At 56.0% G+C, this 10,909-nt stretch carries 7 protein-coding genes and 1 pseudogene; 5 read left to right on the forward strand and 3 right to left on the reverse strand.

Going from position 1 to position 10,909, the window contains the following annotated elements; all coding sequences use genetic code 11:
* A partial coding sequence (locus M0D67_RS41360) for a hypothetical protein (RefSeq protein ID WP_266243460.1) occupies window positions 1-190 on the reverse strand: 190 nt, incomplete at its 3' end.
* A 36-nt stretch (window positions 191-226) separates the two neighbouring features.
* Between M0D67_RS41360 and M0D67_RS41365 the strand changes: the two genes are divergently transcribed.
* Both M0D67_RS41365 and M0D67_RS41370 read left to right on the forward strand, forming a co-directional pair.
* Window positions 227-1,015 carry an NAD(P)/FAD-dependent oxidoreductase gene (locus M0D67_RS41365; protein WP_266243462.1) on the forward strand — a complete coding sequence of 263 codons (789 nt, stop codon included), beginning with the start codon at window positions 227-229 and terminating at the stop codon, window positions 1,013-1,015.
* 9 nt (window positions 1,016-1,024) lie between these two features.
* Complete coding sequence (locus M0D67_RS41370; protein ID WP_266243464.1) at window positions 1,025-2,149, forward strand: hypothetical protein; 1,125 nt, start codon at window positions 1,025-1,027, stop codon at window positions 2,147-2,149.
* Between the two features lie 967 nt (window positions 2,150-3,116).
* On the opposite strand, the gene M0D67_RS41375 is transcribed toward M0D67_RS41370, so the two are convergent.
* Both M0D67_RS41375 and M0D67_RS41380 read right to left on the reverse strand, forming a co-directional pair.
* On the reverse strand, window positions 3,117-4,253 hold the full coding sequence (locus M0D67_RS41375) for an IS110 family transposase (RefSeq protein ID WP_266243466.1): 1,137 nt from the start codon (window positions 4,251-4,253) through the stop codon (window positions 3,117-3,119).
* A 179-nt stretch (window positions 4,254-4,432) separates the two neighbouring features.
* Complete coding sequence (locus tag M0D67_RS41380; RefSeq protein ID WP_266243468.1) at window positions 4,433-6,535, reverse strand: multicopper oxidase family protein; 2,103 nt, start codon at window positions 6,533-6,535, stop codon at window positions 4,433-4,435.
* 1,073 nt (window positions 6,536-7,608) lie between these two features.
* Here M0D67_RS41380 and M0D67_RS41385 point away from each other — a divergent pair.
* From M0D67_RS41385 to M0D67_RS41395, 3 genes and pseudogenes are all read left to right on the forward strand, one after another.
* Window positions 7,609-8,037, forward strand: a complete 429-nt coding sequence (locus M0D67_RS41385; RefSeq protein WP_266243470.1) for a hypothetical protein — start codon at window positions 7,609-7,611, stop codon at window positions 8,035-8,037.
* A 452-nt stretch (window positions 8,038-8,489) separates the two neighbouring features.
* Entirely contained in the window at window positions 8,490-10,184 is a 1,695-nt protein-coding gene (locus tag M0D67_RS41390; protein WP_266243471.1) for a tyrosinase family protein, read from the forward strand.
* A gap of 262 nt (window positions 10,185-10,446) precedes the next feature.
* Window positions 10,447-10,779 (forward strand): annotated as a pseudogene (locus M0D67_RS41395) (IS30 family transposase); the annotation flags it as partial.
* Window positions 10,780-10,909: the final 130 nt, after the last annotated feature.

Raw genomic sequence — 10,909 nt, forward strand, 5'->3', positions numbered from 1 at the left:
CGTATCTCTGATTGACGCCGCCGTTTAGTGTCGGCTTCTCACAGCCGTTCACAGCAGATCTGTTGTGCTTATCGAGCGCTCGGCCTTTCCCCGCCCGCGGCCCGGCGAAACGCTGCATCCAGGCATTGAGTCCTTGTTCAGGCAGCTGGGCGTGCTCAAGGCCGTCGAGGCGGCGTGTACCTGCCGTCATGCAGGTATCGTGGTCGATTGGGGTGGCCGGAGTGAAGTGACCTCGTTTAGCCCCTCTGGCACCGGTGAGTGGCTTGGCTACCAGGTTGATCGTGCGGATCTCGATGCCCTCTTGATGGCCAGAGCGCGTGAGCTGGGCGTGGTGGTCTTGCAGCCCAGTCGGGCGCTGGATGTGCGCTTCGAGGTGGGATTGGCTGCGGTATCAACCGATCAAGGTGCTGTGACCGCACGCTACGTCATCGACGCTTCCGGCCAAGCGAGCTGGATCGGGCGGAAACTGGGCCTCGATCACGAAATAGCATCACCGCCATTACGCGTGCGGTATGGGTATTGCACGCTGCCGGAAACATGGACAGATCGCTGGCCCCATCTGTCTGGTGACACGACCGGGTGGTGGTGGAGTGCCCGTATTTCTCCCACACGCCTTGCGTGGGCACGTCTTACCTGGTCTAAGTCCCAGCTGGCCAAGCCAGACCCGATCGCCGACTTGCTCGATGATGGTCCCGCCCTTGGTGCAGACGTGACCTGGAAGCGACTGCCCATGCCGGCGGGTCACCACTATTTTGTCTGCGGGGATGCAGCGGCCGTGTTGGATCCGACTTCCTCGCACGGCGTGCTAAAAGCGGTGATGTCCGGAATGATGGCAGCCTACCAGGCCAATGCTGTGTTTGTCGGTCTTAGCCCTCATGAAGGGGCGGTACGTTACGCCCGTTGGGTTGAGGCTTGGTGGGAGAAAGATGTCGCCCATCTCAATGCCCTATACCGCCAACTGGGTACGGAATGGAATCTCCCGCCGCGATCAGTGTCCCCATCTTTAATCATATGAGAATCGATCATGCCGAAGACGATAATTGCTGATATCTCTGGGTATGCATTTCCTCAGTTGGAAGTCCCGGTAGGGGCATACGTGGTGTGGAGAAACCTTGATCCAGTGCCCCACACGGTCGAGACCGACCCTGACGCCAGCTTCTACTTCAACGTTGGGCCGTTGGCCACGGGCGAGGTTTCCAGCCCCGTTTGGTTCGGTCAGAAGGGCGTTTTCAACTACCAATGTCGCTATCATGCCGGCATGACGGGGGTCGTAGCCGTAGGAGTTCCAGCACCACCGCCTCCTGACAATGGCATGGGCGATATGCCAGGTATGCCAGGTATGCCAGGACACGGTGGTCTACAGCACTTTCATGGTTTTGTCACCGGCGGACGTTCCGGCGCCAGACTCTATATGACGCACACGCCGGTGATCGCGGATGAGCGTCATCGTTTCCAAGTCATTTTGCGCAGTCACTTCGTGAACCCGGCGCACGCGAACATCTACGAGAAATTGCGCGCATCAGCATTTGGTGCTGGCCAAGTACAAATCCTTCATGATCACTTGTCTCTACCGGACATCGGCGCAGGGAAGATCGTCGACATGCCGTTGTGCGACGTCGAGTACTATCCGCCGGATCACCCTGAAGGTATTCCGCTACCTGGGCTTGAGTCGAACATTCCTGTTCACATTGATGCAGTCCTTCACTTCCATCAGATCGACCCTGATGCAGACTATCCCAACGGATTGCAGTACCTTTTATATGGCGACGCGGATGACGTGTTCATGGACAGTAACCTTATTGGAGCGCCGAGCTTCCACTCGGTCGCTAGGTTGAAGACGGCACCGGCATTCTGGACCGCACAGTACTTCGATAGCACAATGGGTATCACGATCCCCGAAAAAAGGATGATCGATGTCTCGCCTAAAGTGCTGAGAAAGGTGGCGTTCGTGGACAACGCCTACCACTTGGCCTGGCTACCGCCTTCGGGGACGTATAAGCAACCGCCTCCCGATCCTTTGATTCGCCGTGACAACGGTGTGCCTCGGTACAGTGTGGCGGTTGAAGGCGGCGGCCATGCGGAAATCGAAATTTCGGACTTCGTGCATTTCGACGTGGCATTGCTCAACAACCGCGTGGTGATTACATGAGCTGTCGGCGGCTGAATTGTCTGAATGGGCTCAAGGCGGACGAGGTACTACTAAGAGCCACCCAACTCGTGTGGTGCTCCTGCGCCCTGACCGACGTTCGAACGTGTCGGAAGCTCTCACAGATGAGGAGCCATGGAACCGCATTCCCGCGTACCACACAAGTCACGGTTGGCCAGGGCGTCCGGTCCACGAGCAGACATTCCATTTTGTCGCCTATTTCATCAGGCCTCGAACCGATGAAGGCCTGATTTTTGAGCAATTCCCAAACCCCTTCAGGGTTGACGGCTAAGGCCGATGGTCTGCCGAGCAACTCGAAGAAGTGAACGACCGCTGTACCCGGGAAACTGCGGAAGAGATGACGCCTAGTTCACCGCCCATTCAGGGTCGGGTGCACGCGTTCGCTGACAACGAGACCTGACATTCGCGGGCCATCGATGCGCGAACGGCAGGAAAGCGACTTGAAGCTGCCTCACTGGCGGTGACACCTGAACGTCAACTATGGCCGATCAACTGCCGAAACTCAACATTCGGATCAGCAGCGGTTGTTCGGCCAGTGCAGACGTTCGTGGACGTGTGACTCTCTCTTTTCGCGAACGGCCGCTTCTATGGGGACATGTTTGTCAAGGCGATTTCGATCGTCAGGTAAACGGATCGGATTTCACGGTGATACCTTTATGTCATTAACGGCATGAAGCGATCGTGCCGCATAGCCATTCGATCCTGATCCAAGGTCGGGGTGTGACGAGCGTTCCAGCCAGTGCCGGAACGAACTTCTATCCGTGCAGGACGTGGAGATCCTGCACCTCATGCAGCATGCGCGCAAGGCGCACTGGCAAACCCCAGTTACCGGCGCACCCCATCTTTGGGAGCGGTCACCGTGTGGTGACCCGCGGCCGTTACGGGCGCGTTGACCTCTGATCATGATGTGTTCCTTGCCAGACCACGCGAACGATGTTGACCCGAAACGTCAGGGGGCATCGGACTTGAGCGAGGCCCCGGCTGGAATCTCGCCGTGCTCGAGATAGCGCCATAGTGCGATGGCGAGACGCCGTGCCAACGCGACGATGCCCACACGTCGCATGCGCTTGCCGTTGGCCGCAAAGCGTCGATTGAACCACTGAGTCAGGAGGCTGTCGGGCTGCAGGCGTAACCAGCGCCAGGCCAGTTCGACGAGCATCGTGCGCGCTCGTCGGTTGCCGGCTTTGCTAATGCCTTGTTCGATCTGGCTATCTCCGCTGTCGTAGGGCGTGGGCGTGAGTCCCAGACACCCGGCGACCTCGCGCCGGTTGGCGAAACGTCGCCAGCCGAACACTTCTTTGACCAGTACCCAGGCGCCCTTGGGTCCGATCGCGCGCAGCCGGGCCAGTTGGGCCACCAGCGGGTGCTTGCCCTCGGCCAGCTCTTCGCGCCGCGCGGCTTCGAGCATCTTGATCTGTTGCTTGACCAGCGCCAGCCGCGCACTCTCGCGCTCGATCTCGCCGCATAGCACGGGTGGCACCTGATCCCGGTGGTTTGCACACCAGTGCGCCCAGTCGCGCCCGCCGATGACGACCTGCGGACGCACGTTGTGCAGCATCAGCAGGGAGCGGATGCGGTTCATGTGTGCGATGCGCTCCTGGGTGAGCCGGGCCAGCTCCCGGTGCGTGCGGCGAGCGTCTTCCTGCTCGGGCGTGGGCTCGCGCAGCACCGACCAGACGCGCTCGCCCGCGTGGTAGCGCCTGAGCATGGCAAGCAGTTTGTCGCCGTCGAGCCGATCGGTCTTGGCTCGCCTTGCGCGTCGGTTCACTTCGATGCTGGCGGCATCAACCACGAGGTTGTCGATGCCTTGGGCGGTCAACCAGCGGTGCAGCCACCAGCCGTCGCGGCCGGCCTCGTAGCAGGAATGGATCCTGGCCTGCGGGTCGAGGCCGCAGCGCGCCTTGGCGCGGCGCGCGCAGTCGAGTACGGCAGCGGTGTCGCCCGCGTGCACGCTGTAACGGCTCGGGCCGTGCTGGCCGTCGCTGGCCGTCAACTTCCAGGACTTGTCGCCGAGCTCGAAGCTCATGTACAGCTCGCCCGGGATCACCGTATCCTTGTCTTGTGGGACTGCTTGCGTCGTGGACATTTCCGTCTCCTTCGCCAGAGTTGGAAATTCCGTTTTAGCTAAACGGACTTTTTTCGGGTAGTCCCACATAGCATCTATGGAGATTGTCGGACGCTGGTCGGTACGGAGAAACTAATAACCAACCGTTCGACCACGAAAGCGATGCAGCTTAGGGCCCATCGGTTCGAAGACTGCTGCGATCAGTGCTCATGCGCGGCGCCACCCTTTCCGTCCGGCAGGGCAACGCGTACGTTTTGCATCATACCTTGATCCTCGTGATCGAGGATGTGACAGTGCAGAACATATTCGCCGATATAGCGTTCGTAACGGGAACGAATGACGATCGTATAGACTCCTTTCGGGTAGGCGTCCAGAGATGGAATCAGGCTCTTCACCCATAGGGTGTCCTTCCACACGCCCTTGAGGCCGGGATATTGTGGGTCTGGCGGCTGACCGTCGGCGTTGTCCACCGCTCCCGGCGCGCTAACATCGTTCCCGTTTGGGTCGAGGATCCGCACAATTTGGAAGGGGTTGACGTGGATGTGAAAGGGATGGCTGACAAAGCGTGACTGAAGTTGCCATTCGTCGGCGCTACCCAGTATCAGCGTGCGGTCGACGCGGTTCGGATCATAGGGTTTCGGCTCAAAAGGTTGATCGAACGGCGCACTGCTGACCTCGAATTTTGCGTCGTCGGCAGAAGTGTCGATGAAAAACGTCAGATACTGATGTCCCTCGACTTCTGCATCAGTGATGTCTGGATGGGCGGTAAAATTTGTCAGTCGAAAGCCGCTCTTTAAGTCCGCGATTATAGCGCCTCGCACGTCAGGGGGCATGCTGCGCTGCGCAGCCGTTACCAGATTATCCACCACGTAATTGGAGATGTTTAACACGTGGGTACCGGGTGCCGCGTCCACGATGCCGAGCAGTCGCCGAGGCTCGGCGCGGCGCGACACACTAGCGGGTGCTGAGATCGCTGCATTGACGACACAATACCGTCCCGCGTCGGGGAACACGACTAGTGCATCGTTCCGATATCCGGGCTGCAACGTAGCGGTCGTCACCTGCTGCGCAGCGGCCATCGTTAGTCCATCCGCGGCAATTAGGTAATATGGAACCGGATCCCCTGTGCAATTGTCGGCAATAAATTGATCTGCCGCGATCGCTGTCAATCGATTGATCGATTCGGCTTGTGGCTTCATTCTGTAGAACTGCAAAGCAATTGTGTCGCGTACTCCGGCATGAATGAGGCGCCAGCGCTCGATATCTCCTGCCTTCGCCCGGAAGGTCGGCAGTACTATGCCGTTGATGCTGGTGAAGCGGCCCGACTCTTTCCACGTGCCTGGCCCAAAGCCGTTACCATTCTTGTCCGCGTAGAACTCAATCAACCCAGTGTCACCCGGTGCGCAGACCCACGCGATGACTTTTCCTTTATCATCCCGCTGCACTTTGATATTGCGGCTTGAATCAAGGCACGCATATTGGATCTGCTGCAGCACCAGTATTCGTTCGCCAACTGGATCTCCATCCCGACTCTTCAGCAGCGTGTCGATGTCCCCGTGGGCAGTCGACGTTGGTAAGCGATCGCCACGTACAATTAGTGCTCCTGCCATGCCACTTGATACCTGCAGCGCCGTCGAACCGTGTCGATGCGAGTGGTACCAGAAGGTGCCTGCAGGATGATCTGGCGGGATGTTATATTCGTAACGGAAGCTAACGCCCGGGTTGATCGACAACAGAACATTGTCGCTGTTGCCGGTTGGGCTAACCCAAAGGCCATGGGTGTGTAAGTTGGTCCCATTGAAGCAATGCGGCACATCCGGGTCCATTCCCATCGCGATACAGCTTGGATCAAACGGCAGCATGTTATGCAGCGTGATCTGCACGGTGTCGCCGGGTCTCACTTCAATCGTCGGCGCGACGTAGGGAGTAGTCGGATTCGTGCCTGCGCCTTCATAACTGCGCAACCTGACCTTATCCAGGCGACCGGTAGCCGAATTGTAGATGCTGCTCTCGGTATAGACAACGTTGAGGTCGAGGGCTTTCCTATTCGTCATGCGCGGAGCTGCGGGCAGCGCCAGCAACGTACTCTTTGATAAGGTTCCCTGCTGGATCTCCAGCATAGGCGGGTTGGTAACGACGCGGTCTTCCGTCTGTGCCGACGCAACGTTGACGGTATATAGCCAAGTCAACACGGTTGCAGCAAGCCACAAAATAATTTTTGCAGACCGAAAAGGCGCGAAAACGGATATTAGTATTAGGTCGGAAAGTTTCAATGCATCATGATGTCTAGTGGGAGCTTGCATCGTTTTCCCTTGCAGATTAATGCTTTGATGCAGACGCTAGCGCAGGACTCCTAATCTATCGACATTTTTGTCAATACAAGATGCAACACGCCGAATAGATTTTTAGTATTGAAATGCTCAATCAACCCGACGTTTTCTCGGGGTACGGGGGCTACTGGAAGGATGGTGATGAAAAGCCCATTTTGAGTCGCCGAAGTTTTGTTCTCCGTGGACTTGAACTCCTTCTGTCATTGTTATGGTGAAACCGACCGCTCGGTGCGGTGTCACGTACTCAATGTAGGCGAATGCGGAAAGTTGTCAAGCGGCTTTGCCCCAAAATCCGAACGGCACAGGATCGCTCGGAGCGGCTAGCCACGCGGTGACCCTCGATAGACAAATCTCGCAAATGTTGGAGGAGGTGCCTAACAACAGACTCGCCGTGCGTCCTTCAAAAGGTTGACGTACTGTTCCTCCCGTGCGGACGCTCTATTCGCAATATGCCTCAGTGGATGGCGACGATTGATTTCCCGCGAAACTGACGCGGTACGAGCAGCACGACGTTACTGAATAAGGTGCTTAATCACAAACCACCTTTCATTCTAGGAGACCCTTACACGGGCAAGTAGTGTTAGGCGGCGTGTCTGAGACGGATACCTGAATCGGCTAGTGAGTTGCTCAGGATCGGGATACCTTTGCATATCATCGTAGCGACTAAGGCAAGGTCTCGCTTCGGTGTACTTCATTGTTACCTAGATGGCTGACTCCTGAACTCTGGACTGCTCTACCTCCGGCTGCATTGGGCTGGATGAAATTTCCACGTAAGGACACTAGTGCTTACCAGACAGCCTAAAAGGAACCTTGAATCTCGAGGCGAACTGGTCTAAAAATAGGGAACATTGTCCGTTATCGCGCGCCAAAGCAAAAAATTAGACTGCCATTGAATCCATATTTTCTGCTGTCGTTTAGGCCCGGAAGAGATCCGGCTATTGCTTGTGTCGCATGGTTCTTTCTCGGATCCAAGTTCGCGGACGCGTCATGTCAATTGCAGAATAAAGTCTGACAGCTGGTCGAGATAACCGAACAAGGAGACTGGTATGTCTATCGATACTGCTTCCACATGGACCTACCGCAGTTTTCACAATCGACCGGACACAGTCGGCGACGACCCAAACAAGGCTTTGGCGCTGATATTTGCCGAGGCGACGATGATCTTCCAGGTGCCGCCCAAGGCTGGTAGCGTCCTAGGGATACTAGACATGGGTGGGGGCTATTTCTTAGACCTTGCCGGTGACTTGCTCCCCTCTGACGGTGTGTACCCGAGCGTAGCGAGAATAGCTGGCGTGGGGCGGGTCGAAACGCCTACAGAGAATTGGGAGTATGACTACCACGGTTTTATAGTGCCGACTTGGGCTAAAGGGATTGACCAGCACGCTGCGTTTGTCGGATCTATACTTCGAGCCAGGCCACATGGCTCAGCAAAGGCTGGTTATACCGCCTCGTTCATTGCTGTGCTCCAGACATGATCGGCGACCGACGTTCAAGACGGAACAGCAAAGGTGCAATGCGACGTCGGATATTGGAAGGATTTTCAGCGTACGTTGCAATCTGGCCGATGCTTCTCTGGACTCGACGAGTCCACGGCGAGCCCTTGTTTCCAGCCGTCGGCCACCGTTACCTCGTCGACTTCGTGAAGTTCCGAGTTGAACTGTATTTTACGTCCTTGACTTCTCTTACATATACAGGTATCCGAAAGGATGGAACTCGCGGTGCATCGGAGGCGGTCAAGATCCGAGTTGAGCCAATATCGGACACGATCTTCCTGGTGACTTGGCAAGAGTCTGACAAGACTACTGTGGTTCATGTCGAGGACTACGGGCGCAAGACGATAGTCACGAACATTACAAACCCGGATCTTTCGTTCGAGCAGTATCACGGCACGTTCAATCAACAATCGTGAAAACGGATTGCCATGTCTATGAGCGAATTTCTACCTACAAGCCGATCCCGGCGCGAGTTGCTGAAAGCGATGGCCGTGGCTGTTGGTGCGTCGATATTGCCGCTAGGCAAAGCCAAATCCGCGTCGCTAGCGCGTTACCGTCGGGTGAATGTTTCAAACCCTCAACTCAGTTCACGCATACTTGCGAGCTACAAAAAGGCAATTCGTGCCATGTTGGCTCTTCCGGCAGATGATCCGAGAAACTGGTACCGCCATGCGTTGATCCACACTATGGACTGCCCACATGGGAATTGGTGGTTTCTCCCATGGCATCGGGCCTATTTGGGATGGTTCGAACAGATATGCCGCGAATTGAGTGCGGACCCAGATTTTACGCTGCCATACTGGGACTGGACCGCGGATCCACGCATACCCGATGCAATGTTCGATGACGTACTTGATCCAAATAACCCTGCCTTCATCGCAACGAGATCCGGTTTCGAGAACAAAATTAGGGTCGCTATTTCGAACGCAGGTTACTGGTCTGAGGCCAACGGCACCTTCAATCCGCGATCTCAATATGGGCAACTATTGAGTCGCATGATTCGGTTTCCTGACGATTTATGGTTTGATGTAGTTCAAAATCCAATGGGAAGCTTTTTCTATGAACAGCCAAATACACGTGGCTTGACAAGGCAAGCCCCAGAATTAAATGCCAACACGAAATACGCGGTATCGTTCAAAACGCTATATCCCGCGCTCGCAGCAAAAGACTTCACGACGTTCGGGAGTCTTAAGAGCGCGAGTCACAGTGGACCAACCGGATCAGGTATCCTCGAAAATCAACCACATAACCTTATTCACAATTGCATAGGCACTCGAACCTGCAACCTTGTTGATTCGGACGGATTCATGGTGGACTTGATGTCACCCACCGATCCGATCTTTTTTCTGCATCACGCTAACATCGACCGCCTTTGGGACGTGTGGACGCGCAAACAGGCGATACGCGGATTGCCCACACTGCCTGACGGCATTTCCCTCAAGACGACGCTACCTGACAACGAAAAGACAGTGGCTGAACGGAACACTGACTATTATCGATGGGCTAGAGAGCCGTTCCTGTTCTTCGTTGACGCCAAAGGTAAGACAGTGACTAAAACCAGAACTGGAGACTACGAGACAATAGGAGACTTTGACTACGACTATCAGCCGGGGGCGGGAGAAGACGTGGTCGCGATACCGGCAGCAGCTAAAATTGCCCCGTTGCCGCCGCGCGTGTTCGCAGCAATCGTCGAGAATCGAGCGATCAGCGCAGGCAGCCCCGGAAGCGCTTCTGTAAGGCTTCCCGCGAACATACTTGTTCGCACTGACGTCCGGCGCGATGAGGCGTTGGTTGCCAAGATCACGATGAGCTTACCGCCTTGGACACATGAAGTGTACGTAGTTGTTCTGAACGGGGCGCCTAACACCGCAGCTGTCCAGCCTGATAGCCCACATTACGCCGGCATACTGTCCATGTTCGGTCACCATGTGATGCCGGGCCCCTACACCTTTTCCATTCCAATATCTGATCCAATTAGCCGTCTACGCACAATGAACTTGCTTAATGCGGACGGTATGGTGAGTTTCCGTATCGTTCCGTTTGCGGCAGCGCGAGGAGTTGCAAATGTTCATGAGCATAATGAGCAGTTTGGGGCGGTGCTGACGTCCGTAGTTATAGAGTCTTACTAATAACCAACGTTGTGGGTGCGCAGCATAATTGTCGCAGTTGACAGGTGAGAGCGGCTTTTCCGCGTTCTGCGTTTTCTCTCTACAACTGTCGTGCGCTACACTTCGGCATCGCGTTCACGAGCTATGCGGTCGTGGCTGTACTCGGAGCGGCAGGCCCGCATGGCCTTTTCAGAAAAGCATCGACTGTCGCTTTCGATTGCGCTGCGCTCTCGTCGCCAAGACCTTGCTCCTTTCTCAGATCGCCAGACATTGACGCCTTGGCGCGCTCATCCGGCATGCCGGCAAGTTGCCGCAGGAACTCTATGAATCGCTGACAAGGGATCGGGGAACGGAAATGGCTTGGCACAAACGTTTCACCGTGGCCACTGATATCACGGTCTACTTCTGTGATCCTCAGCATCCGTGGCAGCGCGAATCGAACGAAAATACGAACGTGCTATTAAGACAGTATTTCCCCAAAGGCACCGACCTGTCGGCGTATTCGCAGGCTAAACTCAACGCCGTGGCGAGACGATTGAACGAGCGTTCGAGAAATACCTTGAACTACGAAACGCCAGCCGAACGATTCCAGCAAACTATTGCATCCACCGGTTGAATCCGTCCCGACCAACCGCCGTTCATGTCGCGTCGATAGTCGGCAACTTGTCGGCCAAACCAGACAGTCGAATATTGAGTCGGCCTTGCAGAAGTTCGTGAGGCCCCGCCTGACTTGGCGATGCAGTTTG

Origin of the sequence: Paraburkholderia sp. SECH4, from assembly GCF_030511745.1 — a bacterium.
Lineage (GTDB): Bacteria > Pseudomonadota > Gammaproteobacteria > Burkholderiales > Burkholderiaceae > Paraburkholderia > Paraburkholderia madseniana.

Coding starts and splice junctions, on each gene's coding strand:
- M0D67_RS41370 (WP_266243464.1), top strand. CDS start 1,025: ATGCCGAAGACGATAATTGCTGATATCTCTGGGTATGCATTTCCTCAG.
- M0D67_RS41375 (WP_266243466.1), bottom strand. CDS start 4,253: ATGTCCACGACGCAAGCAGTCCCACAAGACAAGGATACGGTGATCCCG.
- M0D67_RS41380 (WP_266243468.1), bottom strand. CDS start 6,535: ATGCAAGCTCCCACTAGACATCATGATGCATTGAAACTTTCCGACCTA.
- M0D67_RS41385 (WP_266243470.1), top strand. CDS start 7,609: ATGTCTATCGATACTGCTTCCACATGGACCTACCGCAGTTTTCACAAT.
- M0D67_RS41390 (WP_266243471.1), top strand. CDS start 8,490: ATGAGCGAATTTCTACCTACAAGCCGATCCCGGCGCGAGTTGCTGAAA.